Source organism: Streptomyces sp. NPDC025638 (assembly GCF_055558775.1).
The window spans coordinates 74228-96116 of record NZ_JBVHLX010000012.1 but is presented as its reverse complement, the minus strand read 5'-3'; the positions used below and the strand labels follow the sequence as shown (position 1 = coordinate 96116).

The following is a 21889-nucleotide window of genomic DNA, read 5'->3' as shown; positions in this document are numbered from 1 at the left end:
GGGCAGACACCCGACGCGGCACCCTGTGACGGAGGTGCGCATGGGGTGAGGAGCAGATGTGCTGAGACGCAACTCCTTCCGGCTGCCCCGGCATCCGGCTTCCGTCGGACTGGCCCGGCACCGGGTCCGGGACCATCTGGCCGACTGGGGCCACGGTCCCGGAGACCCGGCGCTGGAGGACGCGGTGCTGCTGGTGTCCGAGCTGACCACCAACGTCGTACGCCACGGCCCCTCTCTGGAGCGGGAGTTCGAGGTCGCGGTGACGGCACTCGCGGACGGCTCCTGCCTGATAGAGGTCTCCGACGAGGGCCGCCTCGAACCCCGGCTGCGGATGGCGGGCGACCGCGCGGAGACGGGCCGCGGCCTGTGCCTGGTGGAGAACATCGCGGCGGACTGGGGTGTGTGGAGCCGGGGCAGACACGGCAAGACGGTATGGGCACTGATAACGACCGACACGTGAACCCCCGCCCCTGCCGGGCTGTACGACGACTCGCGCCGCGTCCTCCTCGGCCGGCCGTACGGGCCTACGGCTCCCCGGCCACCCGAGTCGGCAGGCTCACCGTCACGGCCAGCCCCTGCCCGGGGGCGGTTCGTACCGCGACCTCGCCGCCGTGTGCTTGTACGACGCCCTGCACGATGGCCAGGCCCAGTCCGCTGCCCGCGCCGCCGCCCGCGCGGAAGAAGCGGTCGAAGACTCGTGCCGCGTCCTCCTCGGACAGTCCCGGGCCCTCGTCCGCGACGCACACCCGGACCGTTCCGTCCGCCCGTTCCACGCCGAGCCGCACCGGCACGTCGGCAGGTGTGTGGATGCGGACGTTGGTCACCAGATTGCCCAGCACCTGCCGCAGCCCCGACTCGTCCGCGCACACCGGCAGGGAGCCGTCGGCGGCCACGGTGACCGGGCGGTCCGGCTGCTGCACCCGCAGGTCCTCGGCCGCGTCCCGCACCAGGCGGCTCACGTCCACGTTCTGCAGGCGCAGTTCGGGCCGCTGGTCGAGGCGGGCGAGGGTGAGCAGCTCGTCGACCAGCCGCCCCATACGGTCCGCCTCGGCGTTCACCCGGTCCCAGGCGCGTCGGCGCTCGTCCGGCTCAGTCAGCATGCCCTTGTCGTAGAGCTGGAGGTAGCCGCGTATCGCCGACAGCGGGGTGCGCAGTTCGTGCGAGGCGTCGGCGACGAACCGGCGCAGCTGGGCCGCGCTGCGCTCGCGCGTCCGGTACGCCGACTCCACCTGGTGCAGCATGGAATTGAGCGCGAGCCGCAGCTGCTCGACCTCCTGGGTCGGATGGTGGCTGGAGGGGACCCGCCGGGTGAGATCGCCCTCGGCTATGGCCGACGAGGTCTCCACCATGTCCTCCAGGGGCCGTAGCCCCCGCCGGACGCTGAACATCGTCAGACACCCCAGCAGCCCGATCAGCAGGGTGCCGACGGCGAGGTCCAGCTTCAGGGCCTTGGCTATGCCCTTGTGCAGGCCGTCGGTGGAGGTGGCGAGCAGGATGTAGTGACCGTCGGCGAGCCGGATCGCGGTCGCGCGGTACGCGGCGCCGCGCACCGTGACATCGTGCGGCTCGGGGTCCGCGGCCAGCGCCCGCGGATCGTTCACCGCCGCCGCGAGGCCGCGCTGGGCGACAGTGGGCTCGAGGTCGAAGAGCGTGATGGCCTCGCCCCGGCCGTCGACCGCGGTGAAGATCGAGTCCGGGGCCGGCTGCTCGTCCGTGCCGGTGGGCGCGAACCGGTCGCGGACGACGCCGAGCACGCTCAGCGAGTCGATCTGGCGCAGGGTGAGCCGCGAACCGCCCAGCGAGTCACGCATCTTGACCATCTCGGAGTCCACCTGGCCGACCAGATAGTGGCGCATCCCCATCAGGCTGACCGCGGTCGCCGCGATGATGCCGACGGCGAGCAGCGCGACGTTCGCCAGGGTCATCCTGCCGCGCAGGGAGTGCACCCCGTGGGGCCGTTCGAACCGCGGGAGCCTCATGCCAGCCCGTATCCGACGCCCCGCCGGGTAGTGATCACCGGGGGCCCCAGGGTGTCCAGCTTGCGCCGCAGATAGCTGATGTAGGTCTCGACGACGGTCGACTCGGCCGGGGTGTGCTCGTACTGCCAGACGTGGCGCAGGAGTTGCTCCTTGGGCACGATCCGGCCGCCGTTGCGCACCAGGAACCGCAGCAGCGCGTACTCGGTGGGGGTCAGCTCGACCGTGCGGCCCGCGCGGTGCACCGAGTACGTCGTCTCGTCCAGCTCCAGGTCGCCGTAGCGCAGCGGCGGCTGCTGCGGGATGACGTCGGCCATGGGGGTGCCCCCTGCTCGAGCGGAGTCGAGAGCTCGGGGGAGGGTGCGGCGCAGCACGGCGGCGATCCGGGCGACGACCACGTCGATGTCGAACGGCTTGGTGATGTAGTCGTCGCCGAAGGCGAGCGCGCCGACCATCTCGGCGGGCGAGTCGCGCGCGGTGAGGAAGACCAGGGCCAGCTCGGGCCGCCGGGCGCGCAGCTCGCGGCCCAGGGCGCGGCCGTCGCCGTCCGGCAGCATGACGTCGAGCAGCGCGGCGTCGGGCCGGGTGCGCTCGGCGAGCGCGAGGGCCTCGCGGACGGTGCCCGCCGTCATCACCTCGAAGCGGTGGTAGCGCAGGGCGATGGCGAGGACGTCCGCGATGCTCGGCTCGTCCTCCACGACCAGCACGGTTCCTGGAGCCGTCATGCCCCCAGTATCCGTACACCCACTGACAACGGGGGCCGGTCGCAGCTTTGGAGTTCCTTGAGAGTCAAGCCGGTCCCATGTCCTGACGCGAGTGGCGCCCCCAATCCTGTTGCCCAGGACCTGGGGGACCAACCGACCGAACGAACCGGATGAACCGGACTATCAAGGAGTTTTGAGCGTGGAAGCATTGGCACGGTGGTGCTATCGGCACCGGCTGGTGGTCCTGTTGTTGTGGGTGGGGGCGCTGTTCGGCCTGGGATTCTCGGCGTCGACGGCGGGCACGGACTACGCGAACGTCTTCTCCCTTCCCGACACGGACTCCAAGCGGGCGTACGACCTGATGGAGAAGGCGTTCCCGGACAGCTCGGGCGACACCGACACGGTGGTGTGGAAGGTCGACTCCGGCTCGGTGAAGGACCAGGACGTACGGTCCCGGATCCAGCCGGCGCTGGAGAAGATCGCGAAGATGAAGGGCGTCGGCGACATCACCGGCCCCTACTCCGGCCCCCGCGGCGCGGCGCAGGTCAGCCGTGACGGACGGATCGCGTACGCGCAGATCACGTTCACGGACCGGGCGAACGCCGTACCCAAGGACCTGGTCCAGGACGTCGTCGACACCGCGCAGGCCGCCGAACGCGGCGGTCTCGAAGTGGAGCTCGGCGGCCAGGCGATCCAGCGGGTGCAGGAGCCGCCCACGGGCCTCGCGGAGATGGTCGGCATCGTGGCCGCCGCCGTCGTGCTGTTCCTGGCCTTCGGCTCGCTCTTCGCGATGCTGCTGCCGATCGGTGTGGCCGTCTTCGGTGTGGGCACGGGCCTGTTCTCCACCCAGCTGCTCAGCCACACCACCGACATCCCCGATCTGGCCCCGCTGCTCGCCACCCTGATCGGCCTCGGCGTCGGCATCGACTACGCGCTGTTCATCGTCACCCGGCACCGGCGCGGCATCCTGCGCGGCATGGACCCGGAGCAGTCGGCGGTCACCGCCCTCAACACCTCCGGCCGTGCGGTGCTGTTCGCGGGCGGCACGGTGTGCATCGCGCTCGCCGGAATGCTGGTGACGAACCTGCGCTTCCTGGACGGCGTGGTGATCGGCACGTCCCTCACGGTGGTGCTGAGCGTCCTCGCGGCGACCACGCTCCTGCCGGCCCTGCTCGGCTTCCTCGGCCCGCGGGTGCTCAGCCGCCGTCAGCGCCGCCGGCTCGCCGCGCAGGGCCCCGAGCGGGAGCGGACGAGCGGACTCGCGGTGCGCTGGTCGGCGGGCGTCCAGAAGCGCCCCCGTACCATCGCCGTGCTCGCCGTGGTCCTCATGGCCGCGCTCGCCCTCCCGGTGCTGTCGCTGCGGCTCGGCGCGACGGACCAGGGCAACGACGACGCGTCGACGACCACGAGGAAGGCGTACGACCTGCTCGCGGAGGGCTTCGGCCCCGGCTTCAACGGCCCGCTCCAGGTGGTGACGTCCGGTGGCGACACGACGACCCTGGTGAAGGACATCGAGGCGACGTCCGGGGTGGCCCGGGTGGCGCCGCTGCCGCCCGCCAGGGGCGTCACGGTCATCCAGGTGGTCCCGACGACCTCGCCCCAGTCGAAGCAGACGGACGACCTGATCGACGTCCTGCGGGACGAGGTGATCCCGAAGGCGGGCGTGCAGGCGCACGTGGGCGGTGTGACGGCGGTGTCGAAGGACTTCGCGACGGTCACCGGCGACCGCCTCCCGTACTTCATCGCGACCATCGTCGGCCTGGGCTTCCTGCTTCTGCTGATCGCCTTCCGCTCCCTGGTGGTGCCGCTGACGGCCGCGGTGATGAACCTGATCGCGGCGGCGGCCTCCTTCGGCGTCCTCGTCGCGATCTTCCAATGGGGCTGGGGCCTGGATCTGCTCGGCCTCGGCAAGGAGGGCCCGATCAACGCCTTCCTGCCGGTCATCATGCTGTCCCTGCTCTTCGGCCTGTCGATGGACTACCAGGTGTTCCTGGTGAGCCGGATGCACGAGGAGTGGGTCCACACGAAGGACAACGCGCGCGCGGTGCGTGTCGGTCTGGCCGAGACCAGCCGCGTCATCAACTCCGCGGCCCTGATCATGGTCTGCGTGTTCCTGGCGTTCGTGCTCAGCGGCGACTCGGGCGCGGCGACGGCGGGCGTGGGCCTGGCGGTCGCGGTGGCCCTGGACGCGTTCATCCTGCGTACGGCGCTGGTGCCGGCGGCGATGCATCTGCTGGGCGGCTCGAACTGGTGGCTGCCCGGGTGGCTGGAGAAGCGGCTGCCGCACCTGGCGGTGGAGCCCGAGGAAGAGGCCGAGGAACCGGCTGAACAGCAGAGCGGCCCCGCTTCCGTGGTCCATGGCTTCGTCCGCACGGCCGACGGCGACCCCGTCGAGAACGCCGCGGTGACCCTGCTCTCGAAGGCCGGCCGCCAACTGGACCGCGTGACGTCCCTGGCCGACGGCTCGTACATCGTGTCGGTACCGACGCCGGGTTCCTATGTGCTGGCGGTGACGGCGGGCTCGTACGGCTCCCGGGCCCGGCATGTGGCGGTGGCGGACAGGCCGGTGGTGTACGACGTGGAGTTGGCGGAGGGGGAGGTGGACGCGGTCAATTAGCCCCGGGCTGACCGGCTTTGAGGAGGCGCTCGACATCGAGTACCACCTTGCCACCCACGGACTCGGGGAGCGTGACGAGCTCCCCGGGGATGTGGATCCCGTGTTTGGCGTAACGGCCACCCGTGGGTTCGGTCAGTACATGCAGGCGCTGGTGCTGGCGGTCCACGATGACGTAGACGGGAATTCGGGCCTTGGCGTAGGAGCCGACCTTGGTCTGCAGATCGGTCTTCCAGTTGCTGGAGGTGACCTCCAGGACCAGACGGAAGCACGTTGGGTCGTAGCAGCTGTTCTCCACGAGGTGATCTCGGTAGTCGTCGTCGACCACCGACAGGTCGGGGATCGCGTAGTCCTCCGGGCCGCTGGGGAGCCAGAGACCGATGCCCGGGAGCACCCGTACCAGGCCCATACTCATGAATGGGGCAGCGAACAGCATCAGGGCCTCGGAGTGGGGGCCGTCCCGTGCGGGGCTCACGAGAATCTGCTCTCCGATGATCTCGACGCGGAGGCCCGGAACGCTCTCCATGATGTGGTTCGCTTCGGCGATCAGCGACCGCTCCTCGTGCGGCCGCTCGACAGCTGCTGCGGACATCGGGTGCCTCCCATGGGCTGGTGTCGAGAGCATCATCGTAGGCAGAAAGGCCCCGCCGTCCCGTTCGAACCGCTTCACCCGAAAGTGATCACTCCGCCCCGCCCCGCCGCCCCTTGCCCGCCGGATCCGGCAGCGCCTTCGTCATCCCCGGCAGGAAGTCCGTGAACAGCTCGTGCACCTCGTGCACCAGCGGCCGCAGCACCCGGAACCGGGCCAGCGACACACCCCGCGCGGTGAGCCGCGCCCCCCGCGCCGCCAGGCGGTAACTGCGCTCGCGGCCCTCCGTGCGGTCGAAGATCCAGTACAGGACGAGCCCCATCTGGGAGAGCCACATCAGCTCGGGCAGGACCTCCCGCAGTTCCTCCGGCACCTTGGTCTTCGCCCCGCGCAGCACCTCCTTGTGGACGCTGATCGCCTCCACGCGCGCGTGCTCGCTCTCCGGCGAGAAGGGGCTGAGCGGGCTGTCCGGATCGGCGGCGTTCTTGAAGAACTGCACCGCGAACTCGTGGTACGGCCGCGCGACGTCCAGCCATGCCTTCAGCACGCCCGCGAGCCGCGCCTCCAGGTCGGTCTCCCGGGCCAGGACCTCACGGACCGCCACCCGGTGCTCGGTGGCGATCCGGTCGTAGAAGCCCTGGATCAGGTGCTCCTTGCCCGCGAAGTAGTAGTACGCGTTGCCGACGGAGACCCCGGCCTCCGTGGCGATGGCCCGCATCGTCGTCTTGTCGTAGCCGCGCTCCTGGAACAGCCGCATCGCGGTCTCCAGGATCAGCGCACGGGTCTGCTCGGACTTGCTGGGGGCGTCGGCCTCACCGGGCCGGCCGGACTCATTCATCGCGGGCACGCAAAGAGCCTAACGACTGGCGCAGGCACCGCTGTCGCACCCCGGCGGAGCGTACGTCCACCCCTGGCGGGGGTCGTACGACCAGCCGTCCTCCCGCCGGTAGACCTTCCCGCCCCACTGCCCGCCCCGCCACTTGGCGGCGGCCAGCACCGCGCCCTTGGCGAGCCCGGCGCCGACCGTGGTGCTGAGCCGGTGGGCGAGCGGGCGGTACTCGCGCAGGGCCCACAGGACGACGATCCAGGCGGCGGCGCCCCGGTAGATCTGCCCGGCGTCCCCGACGACGGTGACCTCGTCGAGGGTGGCACGGTGGTCGAGCCCGGGATACCGGCGCCGGGCCTCCGCCGATCCCGCCGGCACCAGCTCCAGCGGCACCAACTGCCGCTGCTTCACGAGCCAGTCGCGCACATGGGCGCACAGGGAGCACTCGGCGTCGTACAGCACGGTGAGCCCGTGGACCGGGACGCGCACGGCGCCCCGGTCTGCGGTGGCCGGCACGGCGCTCACACCCCGGTGCCCGGGGCGGCCCAGCCCTGCGGCGCGACGGGCGGCACCTGCTCCCGGTCCAGCACTCCGCGCCGCCGGATCCGGCTCAGCACGTACACGTTGCCCAGGTGCATCACACCGAGCACGAGCAGCACCACGCCGAGCTTGGTCGACAGGGCCTCGAAGATGCCGCGGGTGTCCTCGATGGTGTCGTCACCGCTCAGGTACAGCGCCACGAAGCCGAGGTTGACCAGGTAGAAGCCGACCACCAGGAGGTGGTTGACGGCGTCGGCGAGCTGCTCGTTGCCGTGCAGTACGTCGGAGAGGAAGATCCGTCCGTTGCGGCTGAGCGTGCGGGCCACCCAGACGGTCAGCGCGATGCTGACGGCCAGGTAGATGACGTAGGCGATGACGGTGCGGTCCATGCCCCACCCCTTCTTGAACGCGTTCAAAACGCTGACAGGGATGACTGTAGACCCGTTTTTGAACGTGTTCAACTCAAGAGTGGCGAGCTTTGCCTCAGGGTCGTCTGCCGAGCTCCGGGCGCTTGGAGTAGTCCGCGAAGCCGAGGACGTTGCCCCAGGGGTCGGCGATCTCGACGGTCCAGCCGGTCGCCACGGGGAAGGGTTCGTCGAGCAGGGTGACGCCACGTTCGGTGAGCTTTTGCGCCGCGACCCGTGCGTCCGGCACCTCCAGCCAGACGCGCGGCGAGGGCCAGGTGGGCGGCCTGTGCCCCAGCTCCTCCTCGACCCGCAGCAGAATCCCGGGCGTCTCGCCGCCGACGTTCAGCAGCGCGATCCCGCCCTCGTCGAACCGGAAGGCGACACCGAACCCGGCACGCTCGTAGAAGCCGACGGCCTCCCCGAGGTCCCCGACGGGAAGCAGCACGTTGTCGAACCCGAGCAGCTCGTACGACTCGTCATCTGACATGCCATCAGATTAGGTACGGCGCGACAGGCACCCCCGGGGACAGACCGCGGAGGTCACCCGCCCGGCGGCGTCGGAGAGTGGCGGGACCGGGAAGACGAGTGGGCCCCGCCTCCGGTGTGAAACCGGAGGCGGGGCCCACCTTGCCGTAGCGGAGCGGAGCTCAGAAGCGGCGGGTGATCAGGGCCTTCTTGACCTCGGCGATCGCCTTCGTGACCTCGATGCCGCGCGGGCAGGCGTCCGTGCAGTTGAAGGTCGTGCGGCAGCGCCACACGCCGTCGCGGTCGTTGAGGATCTCCAGGCGCTGCTCGCCGGCCTCGTCACGCGAGTCGAAGATGAAACGGTGCGCGTTGACGATGGCCGCCGGGCCGAAGTACTGGCCGTCGTTCCAGAAGACCGGGCAGGAGGACGTGCAGGCGGCGCAGAGGATGCACTTCGTCGTGTCGTCGAACCGCTCGCGGTCCTCCGCCGACTGCAGACGCTCGCGCGTCGGCTCGTTCGTGTCCTTCGTGACGAGGAAGGGCATGACGTCCCGGTACGCCTGGAAGAACGGCTCCATGTCCACGACCAGGTCCTTGAGGACCGTGAGGCCCTTGATGGGCTCGATCGTGATCGGCTTCTCGGGGTTGATGTCCTTGATCAGCGTCTTGCAGGCAAGACGGTTCTTGCCGTTGATCCGCATCGCGTCCGAGCCGCAGATGCCGTGGGCGCAGGAGCGACGGAAGGTGAGGGTGCCGTCGAGGTCCCACTTGATCTTGTGCAGACCGTCGAGGACACGCTCCTTCGGGTCGATTTCAAGCTGGAAGTCTTCCCAGGCCGCCTCGGCCGAGACCTCCGGGTTGAACCGGCGGACCCGGAACGTGACCGTGATGTAGGGAGAGGACGTGGCCTCCGCCTCCACCTTGTCCAGAACAGGAGTTGCCATCAGTACTTACGCTCCATCGGCTGGTAGCGGGTCTGGACGACCGGCTTGTAGTCGAGACGGACGGACTCGGTGCCGTCGTCGCCCACCTCGCGGTACGCCATGGTGTGGCGCATGAAGTTGACGTCGTCGCGGTTGGGGTAGTCCTCGCGGTAGTGGCCGCCGCGGGACTCCTTGCGGGCGAGTGCCGACACCGCCATGACCTCGGCCAGCTCCAGCAGGTTGCCCAGCTCGATGGCCTCCAGCAGGTCCGTGTTGAACCGCCTGCCCTTGTCCTGGATCGCCACGTTCTTGTAGCGCTCGCGCAGCTCGGCGATCTTCTCGACCGCGGTCTTGATCGTCTGCTCGGTGCGGAACACCATGACGTTCGCGTCCATGGTCTCCTGCAGCTCGCGACGGATCTGGGCGACCCGCTCGTTGCCCGTCGAGGTGCGCAGCTGCTCGATCTGCTCGACGACGAAGGACGCCGGGTCCTCCGGCAGCTCGACGAACTCGGCCTTCTGGGAGTACTCGGCGGCGGCGATGCCCGCGCGGCGGCCGAACACGTTGATGTCCAGCAGGGAGTTCGTGCCGAGACGGTTGGCGCCGTGCACCGACACACAGGCGACCTCGCCGGCCGCGTACAGACCCGGGACGACCGTGGTGTTGTCCGACAGGACCTCACCCTCGACGTTCGTCGGGATGCCGCCCATCGCGTAGTGCGCGGTCGGCTGGATCGGGATCGGGTCCGTGTACGGCTCGATGCCGAGGTACGTCCGCGCGAACTCGGTGATGTCCGGGAGCTTGGCGTCCAGCTGCTCCGGCGGGAGGTGGGTGAGGTCCAGGTAGACGTGGTCGCCCTCGGGACCGCAGCCGCGGCCCTCACGGATCTCCGTGTAGATGGAGCGGGAGACGACGTCACGGGACGCGAGGTCCTTCATGACCGGCGCGTACTTCTCCATGAAGCGCTCGCCGTCCTTGTTGCGGAGGATGCCGCCCTCACCACGGGCGCCCTCCGTCAGCAGGATGCCCATGCGCCAGATGCCGGTCGGGTGGAACTGGAAGAACTCCATGTCCTCCAGCGGCAGTCCGCGGCGGTAGACGGCGGCCTGGCCGTCACCGGTCAGCGTGTGCGCGTTGGACGTCACCTTGAAGAACTTGCCGGTGCCGCCGGAGGCGTAGATGACGGCCTTCGCCTGGAAGACGTGGATCTCACCGGTGGCCAGCTCGTAGGCCACCACACCGGCCGACTTCTTGACGCCGTCGACCTCGGTGATCAGCTGGTCCAGGACGTAGAACTCGTTGAAGAACTCCACGCCCTCCTTGACGCAGTTCTGGTACAGCGTCTGGAGGATCATGTGGCCGGTGCGGTCGGCCGCGTAGCAGGAGCGGCGGACCGGCGCCTCGCCGTGGTTGCGGCTGTGACCGCCGAAGCGGCGCTGGTCGATCGTCCCGCCCGGCGTCCGGTTGAACGGCAGGCCCATCTTCTCCAGGTCGAGGACGGCGTCGATGGCCTCCTTCGCCAGGATCTCGGCGGCATCCTGGTCGACCAGGTAGTCACCGCCCTTGATCGTGTCGAAGGTGTGCCACTCCCAGTTGTCCTCCTCCACGTTGGCCAGCGCGGCGGCCATGCCGCCCTGCGCGGCGCCCGTGTGGGAGCGGGTGGGGTAGAGCTTGGTCAGGACCGCGGTGCGGCTGCGCTTCGTGGACTCGATGGCCGCGCGCATGCCCGCGCCGCCGGCGCCGACGATGACGGTGTCGTACTTGTGGATCTTCATGATTCTCGCAGCCCCGTGCCTAGCGGATGTTCGGGTCGAAGGTGAAGATCACCAGCGTGCCCAGCAGGATGGTGAACACCGTGGCGGTGTAGAGCAGGCCCTTGAGCCACAGCCGGGTGTTCGCGCGCTCCGCGTAGTCATTGATGACCGTGCGCAGGCCGTTGGCACCGTGCAGCATCGCGAGCCAGAGCATCAGCAGGTCCCAGACCTGCCAGAACGGGGACGCCCAGCGGCCGGCCACGAAGGCGAAGCCGATCTTGGAGACGCCGCCGTCCAGCACGAGCTGGATCAGCAGGTGGCCGATGACCAGGACGACCAGCACGACACCGGACAGGCGCATGAACAGCCAGGCGGCCATCTCGAAGTTGCCGCGGGTGGACCGCGGGGTCATCTTGGTGCGCTTGCGCGGAGCCTCGATGAGCGGGGCCGGGTTGTCGACGTTGTACAGGGCGTCGCCCTCGACGGGGCCGATCCCGGACGCGGTGGTTTCAGTGGTGGACATCGGCGTCAGCTCCCGAACAGAACACGAGCGGCGTGGCCGAGGACCGGGTAGATCGCGCCGGCCATCAGGACGACCCAGACGACGACCACGGACCACAGCATCTGCTTCTGGTAGCGCGCGCCCTTCGACCAGAAGTCGACGGCGATGACGCGCAGGCCGTTGAGCGCGTGGAAGAGAATGGCGGCCACCAGGCCGTACTCCAGCAGCGCAACGATCGGCGTCTTGTACGTGGCTACGACCTTGTCGTAGTCCTCGGGGGAGACACGGACGAGAGCGGTATCCAGCACATGAACGAACAGGAAGAAGAAGATGAGGACGCCGGTGACTCGGTGAGCCACCCAGGACCACATTCCTTCCCGGCCGCGGTACAGCGTTCCAGCCGGCACGGAAGAACCCTCCGGGAGCGGGGACTAGGGCCGCGCCGGCTTCGGTTGTCGGTCGGGCCCGGCCGGGTACGGTCCACCGGCCCCCAGCATCGTAGCCACGTGCCGCCGCTCGCCTGACAGGGGGCCTACCTCGTGTGATCAAACTGGCACCGGACGGGCTATTGGCGGGGCGGCATCTGGGGTGGGGTGTCCCGTTATTTGCCGGGTGCGGGTGCGTTGCGGCTTCTCGTGCGGCTCCCCGCGCCCCCGAGCAGCTGCCCCAGTCGTTGCTTCGCGAGGCGCCGGATCTCTTCTGCCGTGAGGACGCGCTCCTCCTCCCGATCGTTCGTCAATCGTGACCGGATTCCTTCGAGGATGCGGTCGAGGGTTTCCTCGGGCGGAGTGTCACCCAGATAGATGACGAACGCGTGTCCGAATCGCGCCTCGTACGCGGCATGCGCGGCGCTCAGTGCCGTATGCGCGGCGGAGTACGTGTCTTCGGGCAGGTCCGGCAACGACTCCCCGGCCAGCGCTTCCGAGAGGTCGGCGGGAGCGAGGTCGTACGCCGCCTCGTCCGCCGCGGCCAGGAGGGAGTCCAGGTCGGGGTAGGGACGGTGGTCGGCGACGCGCCGCGCCCAGCGCACGCTGCGCAAACAAGCGAGGAGGACGGTGTGGGCCTCTTCGGCAGGCGCGGTGTTGAAGCCCTCCAGGAGGTCGGCGCAGGTGGGAGTGCGGGTCTGCTCCGGGAGGTACGGGAGACGGTGCGCAGGCAGCGTGGGTCCTCGCGTCACATGTGTTTTGGCAGGGGATGCTGGGAATGATGTATCGCCACGTTACCGAGAGCGGTCAGGGTGTGTCCGAAGGATGCCCGAATTTCACTCGGACGGGAGAGTTTCGGACCATGCGGTGGACGCAGCGTCCTTCCGGGAGTCGTAGGTTGGCAAGGTGAGCCAGCACAGGCGCCGGGCGTCGGCGCAGCAGGTGAGGCGGAGGCGGGCGTTGACCGCCGCCGCCTTCGTCGGCACGGTGGCCCTCGGTACCGGGCTCGCGGTCTGGGCCTCCACGGGCGGGGGCGACGGCGGACAGCCCGCGGGGGCGGCGCGGACGTCCCCGGGCGCCACGGCGACGACCTCGGGCAAGACCCCGGCCGGCCCGACGCCGACCCGCTCCTACCCGCTGTCCCAGGCGCCCCGCACGATCCCCGCCGTCCGCTCCCACACCCCCGCACACGGCCCCGGCTGGCGTCCGGCGCGCGGTGAGCGCGTGGTGGTGAGCGACCCGGCGCTCGCCGACGAGGGGCGGCTCATAGCCGGTGAACTGGGGCTGTCCTACGCGGGCGAGAAGAACGACGTACGCCCGGGGGACGTACGGCTGGCGCTCGGCGGCGGCAAGGGCGCAGACCCGGAGTCGTACACCATGACCGTGCGCGGCGGGGGCGTGAACATAACCGGTCCCGCCGACGCGGGAGTCTTCTACGGCACGCGCACCCTCAAGCAGGAGGTCCACGGCGGCGGTACGGCCCCGGAGGGCGTCGTACGCGACCAGCCGGCCAAGCCGCAGCGCGGGTTCATGCTGGACATAGCACGCAAGCCGTACAGCGCGTCCTGGATCGAGGACCGGGTGCGTGAGCTGGGGGACCTGAAGTACAACCAGCTGGGGCTGCACTTCTCCGACGACCAGGGGTTCCGGATCGAGTCCGCGACCCACCCCGAGATCGTCTCCGCCAACCATCTGACCAAGGCCCAGGTCAAGCGGATCGTCGACCTCGCGGCCGGCCGGCACATCACGGTCGTTCCCGAGATCGACTCGCCAGGGCACCTGGGTGCAGTCCTCGCCGCCCACCCCGACCTGCAACTGCGCAACGCGCAGGGCGCTGCGACGCGCGGGGCGATCGACATATCCAAGGGCGCGTCCGCGGCGATCGTCGACGACCTCCTGGGCGAGTACGCGCGCGTGTTCTCCGGCGCCTACTGGCACCTCGGCGGCGACGAGTACCAGGCGCTCGTGGTCGCCGACCCGCAAGCCTCCTACCCGCAACTGGCCGCGGCCGCGCGGAGGGCGTACGGCTCCGGCGGGACCGTCGCCGACCTCACCACCGGCTGGCTGGGCGACCGCGCCGACACCGTCCGCGCCCACCGGCGGACGATCCGGGTCTGGAACGACGGCTTCTTCCGCGGCACGTCCGTCCAGCCCGCCAAGGACCTCCAGGTCGCCTACTGGACCGGCAAGGAGATCGGCGCCCGGCAGCCGGTCGAGTACCTGAGCGCGGGACGGCAGGTCCTCAACTACAACGACGAGTTCCTGTACTACGTCCTCGGGGAGCCGCAGACCTTCGTCTATCCCACGGGACAGCGGATCTACGAGCAGTGGAACCCGCGGGTGCTGCGCGGCACCACCACCGTGCCCGCCCGGTACGACGGGCAGATACTCGGCGGGTCCTTCGCGGTCTGGAGCGACCGCGCGTACGCCCAGACGCAGGACCAGGTGGCCGCCGGCATCCGGATGCCGCTGCGGGCCACCGCCCAGAAGCTGTGGGACCCGGGCACACCCACCATGCCCTGGACGGAGTTCAAGAAGCTGGCGGACCGGCTGGGCTGACGCCCAATCGAGTGGACGTACGAGTCTTTCGAACCGTATCTTCCGGATACCGCGCACGTGCCTCACGGGGGAGAGCCGTGCCCGGCTTCGCGACCACACCTCGGGGGACTCAATGATCTGTTCGCGCTGCCATCACTTCGCCGCCGCGCCCGGCGGAACCCTGTGCACGCGGTGCGCGGGCGAGCCGGCCGCGCCGATGCCGCCGTACGCCGGAATGCCGTACGCCGCCGCGCCCGGTGCCTGGCTGCGCTCGCCGGTGGTGCTCGGCCGGGCCGCCGCCGCGGCGCTCGGGCTCGTCATCGCCGCCGATCTCTTCGCGGTCTGGGCCGACTTCCTGCAGCTCGACGTCGCCGGCGACCTCGTGGACGGCGCGAGCGGCTCCGACGTGGTCCGGCGGGCCGACCGCGCCGACTCCCTCTACGGCGCGTCGGGCATCGCCCAGGGAGTCGCGCTGATCGGCAGCATCGTCGTCTTCCTGTGCTGGTTCTACCGGGTGCGCGTCAACGCCGAGGTGTTCGACGCGTCCGGGCACAGCAAGTCGCGCGGCTGGGCCATCGGCGGCTGGTTCACCCCCGTGGTGAACCTGTGGTACCCGCGCCGGATCACACTCGACATCTGGGACGCCAGCAGCCCCTGGGGCAAGCCCGCCTCGCACGCGCTGGTCAACGCCTGGTGGACGCTGTGGATCATCTCGCTCTTCGCCGACCGGGCCGCGCTGACCGGCTACCGCAGGGCCGAGGGCGCGGCGGAGCTGCGCGACGCCACCCGCACGATGCTGTTCTCCGACGCGCTCGACATGGCGGCGGCCGTGCTCGCCATCCTCGTCGTGCTGCGGCTGACCCGGATGCAGCACCACAAGGCGCTCGCGGGACCGGTGCCCGCCGTCTGACCTTCCCCGGCGCGCATTACCGCCCTTCCCGGCGTGCATTACCGCATAGGGCTGCGAACCCCTGTACGGCTGTGGTGTATTCGGCGCGACCGAACCGTGCGGCCGTGGGGGGACGAGCAATGGGTCACTGGGGTTACTTCGTCGTCGGCCGCGCCGAGCGGCCGCTCGCCGAGCTGGACGCGCTGTCCGGCGCCGAGGGCATGACCCGGCGGGCCTCCGCGCCCGGCGGCTGGCAGGTGTGGGAGTACATCGGGGACGGCGGCGACATCGGGAACATGAACGCGCTGGCCGAACAGACCGGCGCGCCCGCGCTCTTCGGGTACGTCATGGACAGCGCCTGTGTGGTCGTCGAGGCGGCCGCGCCGGAGAGCGGCGGCTGGACCACGTGTCTGGCACGGGCGGCGATGGCCGGGTACCTCGGCGCCGAGCGCGAGGGTCTCACCCTGGACGACTACTTCCTCGAACCCGCCGACGCCGCCGGACGCGCGGTCGCCTGGGCCGCCGAGGCCGGGCACACGGTCAGCGCCGAGGCGCTGATCGAGGTGCTGACCGCCGACCCCGACCCTTTGGCCGAAAACCTTTTCTTCCGCCTTCTCGACCTGCTCGGTGTGGTGCCCCTGTGACACTACCGGCCCATCGCACGCAGTAAGGGGAAGTGCGGGCTCCGTAAAGGTCGGCGCCCTGGCGAGGGAGGCGTGGATGAGCCTGGTGGAACTGATCGCGCAGGCCGACGAACGCGGACTGGCTGCCAGCGGGTTGGCTTGTTTGGATCGGTGCGTCCCCCTGCTGGGCGGCGACGACGAGGTCCTTCGGCCGGTCTGGGCAAGCCTGACGGACGGCGGTGGCGACTGGGGCGAGTGCCTGGAGAAGGCACGCGCCGCGCTCGACTCGGCCGACCCCGACGACCCCGGCGAGGACGAGGCCGCGCTGCTCGCCCGCCGGATGCTGGGTGCCGCCCCGGCCGTGCGCGACGCCGCCGAGATACGGGTCTGGGCCGACGCCTGCTCGGTCGCCTCGCTCCAGATCCACCGCCTCCTCGACTCCGCCGAGGACGGTGCCGGCTCCGTCGACCAGCGCCGAGAGGGCCGTACGGAGGGCATGTCGCCGCTGGTTGCGGCCGAACTGCGGCGCCAGGTCACCGTCCTGGAGCTGCTCGCCGAGCACGGCGCGGGCGGGCTGCGCCGGGCGCTGGAGGTGTCGGTCGAGGGGCGGCGGGTGCTGCGCGCGGTCGTGTCGCGGCGGGCACGCGGCCGGGCCTGAGGCCCATCGCACCGCCCGCCCCACCACACTTCACCACTTCACCGCACGAGCCACTTCACCACCGCTTCGCCGTAGTGCGCCGCCTGCGCGTAGAACGTCGACAGATCCCGGTGCGCCGACTCGAAGGCGGCCCGGATCTGTGACTCCGTGTCGGCATCGGCATCGCGCGGCACGAGATCGTGCCGGGCCATACGCCACAGCGACTCGAAGTCGATCGAGTCGAGGAACGCGGCGACCCGGTCCGCCTCCGCCGCGGTGAGCAGCAGGAACGGCGGCTGGGCGGGGTCGGGGTGACAGACGCGGTGCCCGCCGAGCACCACGTCGGTCTCCGGACCCTCCATGTCATGGCGCAGCGAGGCGCCGACGTAGAGGAGGTCATGGTCGAGATACCGCCTGTCCAGCATCTCTTCACGGTGCCGGTCGAGCCGCACCCGCACCGTGTTCCAGTCGTCCTCGAACAGCCTGCGCAGCCAGTTGGCGCTGTTGCGCAGCGCCGGGGCAGGTATCGCGCGGAGATGGAAGTACGTGCTCATCATTCAATGGAGCGCACCGGCGGCCCCAAGTATCACTCCCAGGCAAACGCGAAATCCTGAGCGAATCCTGTGGGCGTTGTGCGGGCGCGCTGCGCCGGTCCTGCACCGGTTGCGGAAACGGCCCGGATCCGGGTGACGAAAACGCCGCTGACCTCGCTCTACCGAATGTGACTGTCGAGTATGTGAGAACACAGCAGGAGACCAGGCCGCATGCGGCGGCGAAGCCGGTGCGGTGGGCGGCCGACGCGGTGGCGACCATGCGTGAGGGCGCGCGGGTGCGGCTCGACTACTCGGCGCAGAGCCTGTGGCGCGTCGACCGGCTGATCGAGGACATCCGGCGCGAGGACGCACCGTACGCCGCCGTCGAGAACGTGCTGCGCGCTCTGGGCGCGTACGCCGGTGAGGTGATCGTCCGGCAGACCGGCGCCGAGTGGTGGGCGACCGGCGGCGACCACTGGGTCCGTACGCCCGACGGCAAGCTCTGGGACCCCATCGACGAGGCCCGCCGCTGCTTCGACGGGCAGGGGTCGCTGCGACTGCTGTGCCGGGACGCGACGGCCGCGGCCGCACGGCTCTGACAGGCCGCGGCCGCACGGCTCAGACAGGTTGCGTCCCCACGGCTCGGACACCCGAATACGCACGGCTCGAAGAACCGAAGGCCGGGGCCCCGCTGAGCGGGACCCCGGCCGACTGCTGAACAGGGTTACGGCGTCAGCGTCTGGCCCAGCCGGGCCCCCGCCGGAGTGCCCAGTGCCGACCTGCTGAGGACGAGGGTCTGGCTGTAGCCGAGGCCCGTGCTGTTGCTCGGCAGGTACATCAGGATGCCGTCGCCGGCGTCCTCGCCCTCCACACCGAACGTCAGATCGGCGCGCCCGTATCCGGACAGGTCCGTCAGGGACACCGACGAGCCGAACCGGTCGTCGGTCTCGGCGCTGCCCGGGACCCCCGTGGTGTCCTGCGAGACGAGGACCGCGCCGGTGCCGGTGAGACCGGAGGCACTGCCCTTGACCAGGACCGCCGCTCCCGCGTTGGAGCGGTTCACGCCGTCGCGGGTGAGGTCCTCGCCGGGGGAGCCCGCGAGCACGTCCTGGTAGCCGTCGGCGTTGAAGTCGCCGACCGAGACCGCGGTGCCGAAGGAGTCACCGGACTCGTCCGTCTCCGGGACGCCCGTCGTGTCCTGGTGGATCACGGTCATGCCGGTGGTCGTGAAGCCCGTCGACGTGCCCGGGACCATCGTGACCTGGCCGCCCGCCTTGCCGCCGGACTCGCTCGCGACCGGCTGGCCGATGACGATGTCGTCGTAGCCGTTGCCGTTGACGTCTCCGGCCGCGATCGACCGGCCGCCCTTGACGGAGATGACCCCCGCCTTGGTCAGACCCGTCGCCGAGCCGGCGAACCGGACGACGCGCCCGATGCCGCCCGCGTCACGGTAGTTGAGGGCCACGTCGCCATAGCCGTCCCGGTTGAAGTCGCCGGTCGCGGCGTCCAGGTAGGCCACCGAACCCGTGGCGGTGGTCAGGGTGCCGGCGGTGGTGGCGCCACCGGTCAGCCGGACGTTCCAGTTGCCGCCCTTGCCGGTGCCGGCCGAGAACACGTCCGCCTTGCCGTCGCCGTTGAAGTCGCCGACCGTGACCGTCGAGCCGAGCTTGGCGCCCGTAGCCGTGACGCCCGACGTGGTGTACGAGAAGCCGGTGTTGAGACCCGGCCCGTACAGCACCGTCACGGCGCCCCGGTCCGCGTGGCCGCTGGTGTCGTCCTCGCCGGGCGCGCCGATCGCGAGGTCGGCGTAGCCGTCGCCGTTGACATCGCCCCAGGAGGCCGAGGTGCCGAAGGCGTCGCCGCTCTCGGAGGAGCCGGGGACACCGGGGCTGTTCTGGGTGAGCGTCACCTTCGACGCCTTGACCGGCCCGTCGACGCCGCCCGGCACGACGGTCACCGAGTTCGCCTTGGGGGTACCGGCGACCAGGTCGGCGATGCCGTCCCGGTTGTAGTCCGAGGTGCGCAGGGCGTGCGAGACACCCGGCGTCCTGGCCAGCGTGGCGACCAGGGGGAGCTTCTTGTAGAGGTTGTCGCCGGGGCAGGCCGTGGCGTTGGTGTCCCGGTGGCCGAAGACGCGCGGCAGCGTGATGGACGTGCCCTTTGCGACCTTGTTGCCGTCGATGCCCGCGGCGCTGCCGGAGGTCAGCGTCACCTTGCCGGTCGGGTCGACGCCGTACATCCCGAACTTCCAGGCCACGATGCGGGCGATCGAGTCGAGCGCGGCCCTGGACGGCTGCGCGCTCATGTAGTTGCCGATGTACGAGATGCCGACCGTGTTGGTGTTGAACCCGATGTCGTGCGCGCCGATCACCGGCAGGTCCGCGCCGCCGCTGCGGCCCTCGAAGATCTGGCCGCAGCGGTCGACGACGAAGTTGTAGCCGACGTCGAAGTAGCCGCGGGCGAAGTGCTCCTGCTGGATGGTCCGCATACGGCCGCGGGACTCGGCGCAGGACAGCTTGTTGTCGCTGTCCATGCCCGTGTGGTGGATCACGGCGGCCTTGATCTCGGTGCCGTACTCGGGTGTGCCGTTGTAGGCGGTGGAGGCGCCCCACTCGGTCTGCGTGATGATCGGCGGCTTCGCGACCGTGGAGGGGCGCGGGGCCGGGACCGTGCTGGACGGGGACGGCGAGACGGATGCGGAGGCCGAGTCGGACACGGAGGCCGAAGGCGAGTCGGACGGCGAGTCGGACGGCGAGTCCGACGGGACCGGCGGGTCGCTCGGTGTGACGGTCTCGGCCGGGGAGTCCGTCGGCAGCGGGGAGTCCGTCGGTGCCGGGGAGTCCGTCGCCGGGGCGGTGGTCTCCTCCGCGAACGCCGCGGGTTCCGTGGTGCCCTTCGGGTCGGTGCCCGGGTCGAGCAGCCTGACGTCCATGCCGGCCGGCTGGCCGCCCGCCTCGGTGCCGTCGGCGTTCACCAGGCGCACCTGGACGCCGTCGGAGTCACCGGTCCACAGCGAGGCCGTACCGCCGCGCACGGCACCGGCGGCCCGCTGTGCCTCCACTCCGTCGGCCTGGAACGGATCGTCCGCCAGCCGCTGCCAAGCGGACCACTTGCCCGTCTCGATGTCCCGGGTGCGCACCTCGGGCCTGCCCTTGGCGTTCACGTGGGCGTCGTCCCAGGTCAGCAGCAGCGCGCTGAACCGGTCGGTGCGCTGCTGCCCCAGGCCCTTGCGGCCGGCGCCCCGGCTCTCCAACTTGACCGTGTGCACGGCCGCCTTGCGGCCCGCGCCCTTGCCGTCGCTCTGCGCGCCGGGATCCGCGATCGCATAGGTCACGGCTCCCGCGCCGCCCAGGACGACGGCTCCGAGTGTCAGCCACGCCCTCCGCTTGAGACTGAGCGGTCTGTACGCACGCGTCCTGCGAGGACTCAACTACCCCACCCCTAGAAATGAACCACGATGACACCACCTGTCACACAGGCGGTACTTGTAAAGCGCACGGAAAGGTCCGGACGTCACCCGAGGGGCCGAACCGCGGCGGCGGCCGCCCGCTGCGGCGTCGGTGAGGCGAGCTCGGCCTGGCAGGTGGCGCGCCCGAACTTCCCGTAGGCGGAGGCGGTCTGGACGTGCTTGCCGCGCACGGCGAGCGAGCAGCTGGCCCGTCCGCCCTTCTCGCCGAGCGTGATCGAGACCAGCGGCGACCGTCCGAGCGGCACCTCCACGGTCTTCTTCCACGGCAGCGCGACGGCACGGTCGACGGTGGCCGTCCCGGCCCCGCTGCGGCCCTGGTAGGCGATGTCGGCGGTGCCGTCGCCGGTCACCTCGTACGTCACGGCGGCGGTCGGGACATGCGGCCCGGCCGGCTTGTCCGCCGTGTCGAGCACGCCGTACAGCACGAGCCCGCCGCAGGCGGCGACCAGGACCCCGGCGACGGTGAGGGAGCGCCAGTCCCTCGTCGATTCCGTATCGGTTGATGCCATGGGCGCGGTTTATAGCTCATTCGGCGAACCGCTTTCCAGTGAGCGGAAGAATCGGACGAATCACCGGTGGGAAATCCCGGGATCCGCCCCGACGTGGGGTCAACTATCCGTTTTGCCTTCGCAATTGACAGCTCGTCATCTGGGTGATTAGAACTCCGCTCGCCACACAGGAAGAGCACAGAGAGGAGCGGTCGAAGGCGCCTGACCGGCGCACTTCCGCGTGGCACGGCTCGACACAGTCTCCGGCCGGAATTCTCCGGACCGGAAGTTCGGCGTGCCCGCATTCGCCCTGGCGCACGCGCGCACAAGGGCGTCGGTGAAAACGCGGGTGCGCCACCAAAGAAAGGGCACTGGACGTGAAAGTCCGATATGGGAGATTGCTCTCCTGCCTTGTCGTGTCGGCGGTGGCGAGTACCGCGCTGCCGCAGATCGCCTATGCCGTACCCGAGTCCGATTCCGGATCGGGCGGCCACGACAAGGGCATCGTCGACACCGTCAAGGGCTGGTTCGCAGACGACGACCACCACCTCGACAAGCCACCGTCCCACGACGAACTGGACATGGCGGACCGGCAGAAGCTGCCGAGGGGCAGGAAGGCCCCGAAGGCCAGGCGGGTCAAGGAGCTGAAGGACAAGCGGACTTCGACCTCGCGGTTCTGGCAGCTCTCCGACGGCCGTGTCCAGGCGGAACTGTCGGCCGTGCCGACGTCGTACCGCTCCGGCGACGGCAGGAACGCGGCCTGGAAGCCGATCGACACGGCGGTCCACGCGACGGACGCGAAGGGTTTCGAGTTCGCCAACACGACGAACGAGGGCCGGAGCTGGTTCGGTTCGGACACGGACAAGCTGGTGCGCTTCCGTTCGCCCGACGGCCGTACGGTCACCCTGGGCCTCGATGGCGCGGGCGACAGGCTGAAGCCGGTGGCCAAGGGCTCGACGGTCACGTACAAGGACGCCGCGCACGGCG

Annotated in this window: 22 protein-coding genes; 7 read left to right on the top strand and 15 right to left on the bottom strand. The window is 70.4% G+C overall.

From position 1 onward, the window contains the following. The first annotated feature begins 58 nt into the window (after nucleotides 1-58). Nucleotides 59-460, top strand: a complete 402-nt coding sequence (locus ACZ4EG_RS28895; protein ID WP_467792660.1) for an ATP-binding protein — start codon at nucleotides 59-61, stop codon at nucleotides 458-460. A gap of 64 nt (nucleotides 461-524) precedes the next feature. Here the strand turns inward: ACZ4EG_RS28895 and ACZ4EG_RS28890 are convergent, their stop codons facing one another. Further along, entirely contained in the window at nucleotides 525-1979 is a 1455-nt protein-coding gene (locus ACZ4EG_RS28890) for a sensor histidine kinase (RefSeq protein WP_467792659.1), read from the bottom strand. After that, nucleotides 1976-2701 (bottom strand): response regulator transcription factor, encoded by a 726-nt coding sequence (locus ACZ4EG_RS28885; protein ID WP_453551058.1) that lies wholly within the window; start codon nucleotides 2699-2701, stop codon nucleotides 1976-1978. The genes ACZ4EG_RS28890 and ACZ4EG_RS28885 overlap by 4 nt, the downstream gene beginning before the upstream one ends. A gap of 187 nt (nucleotides 2702-2888) precedes the next feature. Between ACZ4EG_RS28885 and ACZ4EG_RS28880 the strand changes: the two genes are divergently transcribed. Next, entirely contained in the window at nucleotides 2889-5297 is a 2409-nt protein-coding gene (locus tag ACZ4EG_RS28880) for an MMPL family transporter (RefSeq protein WP_467792794.1), read from the top strand. On the opposite strand, the gene ACZ4EG_RS28875 is transcribed toward ACZ4EG_RS28880, so the two are convergent. From ACZ4EG_RS28875 to ACZ4EG_RS28830, 10 genes are all read right to left on the bottom strand, one after another. After that, a complete protein-coding gene (locus tag ACZ4EG_RS28875; protein WP_453551055.1) occupies nucleotides 5290-5886 on the bottom strand; it encodes a Uma2 family endonuclease in 597 nt (198 codons plus the stop codon). The genes ACZ4EG_RS28880 and ACZ4EG_RS28875 overlap by 8 nt on opposite strands. 88 nt (nucleotides 5887-5974) lie before the next feature. After that, complete coding sequence (locus ACZ4EG_RS28870; protein ID WP_453551606.1) at nucleotides 5975-6721, bottom strand: TetR/AcrR family transcriptional regulator; 747 nt, start codon at nucleotides 6719-6721, stop codon at nucleotides 5975-5977. A gap of 18 nt (nucleotides 6722-6739) precedes the next feature. Beyond that, on the bottom strand, nucleotides 6740-7234 hold the full coding sequence (locus ACZ4EG_RS28865; RefSeq protein ID WP_467792658.1) for a thiol-disulfide oxidoreductase DCC family protein: 495 nt from the start codon (nucleotides 7232-7234) through the stop codon (nucleotides 6740-6742). After that, complete coding sequence (locus tag ACZ4EG_RS28860) at nucleotides 7231-7638, bottom strand: hypothetical protein (RefSeq protein WP_390710084.1); 408 nt, start codon at nucleotides 7636-7638, stop codon at nucleotides 7231-7233. Before ACZ4EG_RS28860 ends, ACZ4EG_RS28865 begins: the two co-directional genes overlap by 4 nt. A gap of 94 nt (nucleotides 7639-7732) precedes the next feature. Continuing rightward, nucleotides 7733-8143, bottom strand: coding sequence for a VOC family protein (locus tag ACZ4EG_RS28855; RefSeq protein WP_453551049.1), 411 nt, complete (start codon nucleotides 8141-8143; stop codon nucleotides 7733-7735). A gap of 160 nt (nucleotides 8144-8303) precedes the next feature. Continuing rightward, nucleotides 8304-9065 carry a succinate dehydrogenase iron-sulfur subunit gene (locus tag ACZ4EG_RS28850; RefSeq protein WP_453551047.1) on the bottom strand — a complete coding sequence of 254 codons (762 nt, stop codon included), beginning with the start codon at nucleotides 9063-9065 and terminating at the stop codon, nucleotides 8304-8306. Next, the gene (gene sdhA / locus ACZ4EG_RS28845) at nucleotides 9065-10819 is read right to left on the bottom strand and encodes a succinate dehydrogenase flavoprotein subunit (RefSeq protein ID WP_467792657.1); all 1755 of its coding nucleotides are present in this window, start codon (nucleotides 10817-10819) and stop codon (nucleotides 9065-9067) included. The genes ACZ4EG_RS28850 and sdhA overlap by 1 nt, the downstream gene beginning before the upstream one ends. A 19-nt stretch (nucleotides 10820-10838) precedes the next feature. Further along, entirely contained in the window at nucleotides 10839-11321 is a 483-nt protein-coding gene (locus ACZ4EG_RS28840) for a succinate dehydrogenase hydrophobic membrane anchor subunit (RefSeq protein ID WP_453551041.1), read from the bottom strand. A 5-nt stretch (nucleotides 11322-11326) separates the two neighbouring features. Further along, nucleotides 11327-11707 carry a succinate dehydrogenase, cytochrome b556 subunit gene (sdhC, locus tag ACZ4EG_RS28835; RefSeq protein ID WP_363293801.1) on the bottom strand — a complete coding sequence of 127 codons (381 nt, stop codon included), beginning with the start codon at nucleotides 11705-11707 and terminating at the stop codon, nucleotides 11327-11329. A 194-nt stretch (nucleotides 11708-11901) separates the two neighbouring features. Further along, nucleotides 11902-12477 carry a 2-oxo-4-hydroxy-4-carboxy-5-ureidoimidazoline decarboxylase gene (locus ACZ4EG_RS28830; protein ID WP_467792656.1) on the bottom strand — a complete coding sequence of 192 codons (576 nt, stop codon included), beginning with the start codon at nucleotides 12475-12477 and terminating at the stop codon, nucleotides 11902-11904. Between the two features lie 154 nt (nucleotides 12478-12631). Here ACZ4EG_RS28830 and ACZ4EG_RS28825 point away from each other — a divergent pair, with 154 nt between their 5' ends. The 4 genes from ACZ4EG_RS28825 to ACZ4EG_RS28810 all read left to right on the top strand — a co-directional run bounded on the left by ACZ4EG_RS28825 (nucleotide 12632) and on the right by ACZ4EG_RS28810 (nucleotide 16433). Further along, nucleotides 12632-14284, top strand: a complete 1653-nt coding sequence (locus ACZ4EG_RS28825) for a beta-N-acetylhexosaminidase (RefSeq protein WP_467792655.1) — start codon at nucleotides 12632-12634, stop codon at nucleotides 14282-14284. Between the two features lie 112 nt (nucleotides 14285-14396). Beyond that, the gene (locus tag ACZ4EG_RS28820) at nucleotides 14397-15173 is read left to right on the top strand and encodes a DUF4328 domain-containing protein (RefSeq protein WP_467792654.1); all 777 of its coding nucleotides are present in this window, start codon (nucleotides 14397-14399) and stop codon (nucleotides 15171-15173) included. Nucleotides 15174-15292: 119 nt separating this feature from the next. Further along, nucleotides 15293-15796, top strand: coding sequence for a hypothetical protein (locus ACZ4EG_RS28815; RefSeq protein ID WP_453551030.1), 504 nt, complete (start codon nucleotides 15293-15295; stop codon nucleotides 15794-15796). Nucleotides 15797-15872: 76 nt separating this feature from the next. Then, a complete protein-coding gene (locus ACZ4EG_RS28810; RefSeq protein ID WP_390710076.1) occupies nucleotides 15873-16433 on the top strand; it encodes a hypothetical protein in 561 nt (186 codons plus the stop codon). Between the two features lie 38 nt (nucleotides 16434-16471). On the opposite strand, the gene ACZ4EG_RS28805 is transcribed toward ACZ4EG_RS28810, so the two are convergent. Beyond that, complete coding sequence (locus tag ACZ4EG_RS28805) at nucleotides 16472-16969, bottom strand: DUF1877 family protein (RefSeq protein ID WP_467792653.1); 498 nt, start codon at nucleotides 16967-16969, stop codon at nucleotides 16472-16474. Between the two features lie 179 nt (nucleotides 16970-17148). Between ACZ4EG_RS28805 and ACZ4EG_RS28800 the strand changes: the two genes are divergently transcribed. Then, nucleotides 17149-17544, top strand: a complete 396-nt coding sequence (locus ACZ4EG_RS28800; protein WP_453551024.1) for a hypothetical protein — start codon at nucleotides 17149-17151, stop codon at nucleotides 17542-17544. A gap of 125 nt (nucleotides 17545-17669) precedes the next feature. Here ACZ4EG_RS28800 and ACZ4EG_RS28795 read toward each other — a convergent pair whose 3' ends face one another. Next, complete coding sequence (locus ACZ4EG_RS28795; protein WP_467792652.1) at nucleotides 17670-20279, bottom strand: N-acetylmuramoyl-L-alanine amidase; 2610 nt, start codon at nucleotides 20277-20279, stop codon at nucleotides 17670-17672. Nucleotides 20280-20458: 179 nt separating this feature from the next. Next, entirely contained in the window at nucleotides 20459-20923 is a 465-nt protein-coding gene (locus ACZ4EG_RS28790; protein WP_453551019.1) for a hypothetical protein, read from the bottom strand. Nucleotides 20924-21889: the final 966 nt, after the last annotated feature.

Excerpts from the sequence above, each read along its gene's own strand:
- ACZ4EG_RS28855 (WP_453551049.1), bottom strand. The coding sequence starts at position 8,143 with ATGTCAGATGACGAGTCGTACGAGCTGCTCGGGTTCGACAACGTGCTG.
- ACZ4EG_RS28815 (WP_453551030.1), top strand. The coding sequence starts at position 15,293 with ATGGGTCACTGGGGTTACTTCGTCGTCGGCCGCGCCGAGCGGCCGCTC.
- ACZ4EG_RS28890 (WP_467792659.1), bottom strand. The coding sequence starts at position 1,979 with ATGAGGCTCCCGCGGTTCGAACGGCCCCACGGGGTGCACTCCCTGCGC.
- ACZ4EG_RS28870 (WP_453551606.1), bottom strand. The coding sequence starts at position 6,721 with ATGAATGAGTCCGGCCGGCCCGGTGAGGCCGACGCCCCCAGCAAGTCC.
- ACZ4EG_RS28810 (WP_390710076.1), top strand. The coding sequence starts at position 15,873 with ATGAGCCTGGTGGAACTGATCGCGCAGGCCGACGAACGCGGACTGGCT.
- ACZ4EG_RS28850 (WP_453551047.1), bottom strand. The coding sequence starts at position 9,065 with ATGGCAACTCCTGTTCTGGACAAGGTGGAGGCGGAGGCCACGTCCTCT.
- ACZ4EG_RS28790 (WP_453551019.1), bottom strand. The coding sequence starts at position 20,923 with ATGGCATCAACCGATACGGAATCGACGAGGGACTGGCGCTCCCTCACC.
- ACZ4EG_RS28860 (WP_390710084.1), bottom strand. The coding sequence starts at position 7,638 with ATGGACCGCACCGTCATCGCCTACGTCATCTACCTGGCCGTCAGCATC.
- ACZ4EG_RS28820 (WP_467792654.1), top strand. The coding sequence starts at position 14,397 with ATGATCTGTTCGCGCTGCCATCACTTCGCCGCCGCGCCCGGCGGAACC.
- ACZ4EG_RS28840 (WP_453551041.1), bottom strand. The coding sequence starts at position 11,321 with ATGTCCACCACTGAAACCACCGCGTCCGGGATCGGCCCCGTCGAGGGC.
- ACZ4EG_RS28805 (WP_467792653.1), bottom strand. The coding sequence starts at position 16,969 with ATGATGAGCACGTACTTCCATCTCCGCGCGATACCTGCCCCGGCGCTG.
- ACZ4EG_RS28885 (WP_453551058.1), bottom strand. The coding sequence starts at position 2,701 with ATGACGGCTCCAGGAACCGTGCTGGTCGTGGAGGACGAGCCGAGCATC.
- sdhA (WP_467792657.1), bottom strand. The coding sequence starts at position 10,819 with ATGAAGATCCACAAGTACGACACCGTCATCGTCGGCGCCGGCGGCGCG.
- ACZ4EG_RS28875 (WP_453551055.1), bottom strand. The coding sequence starts at position 5,886 with ATGTCCGCAGCAGCTGTCGAGCGGCCGCACGAGGAGCGGTCGCTGATC.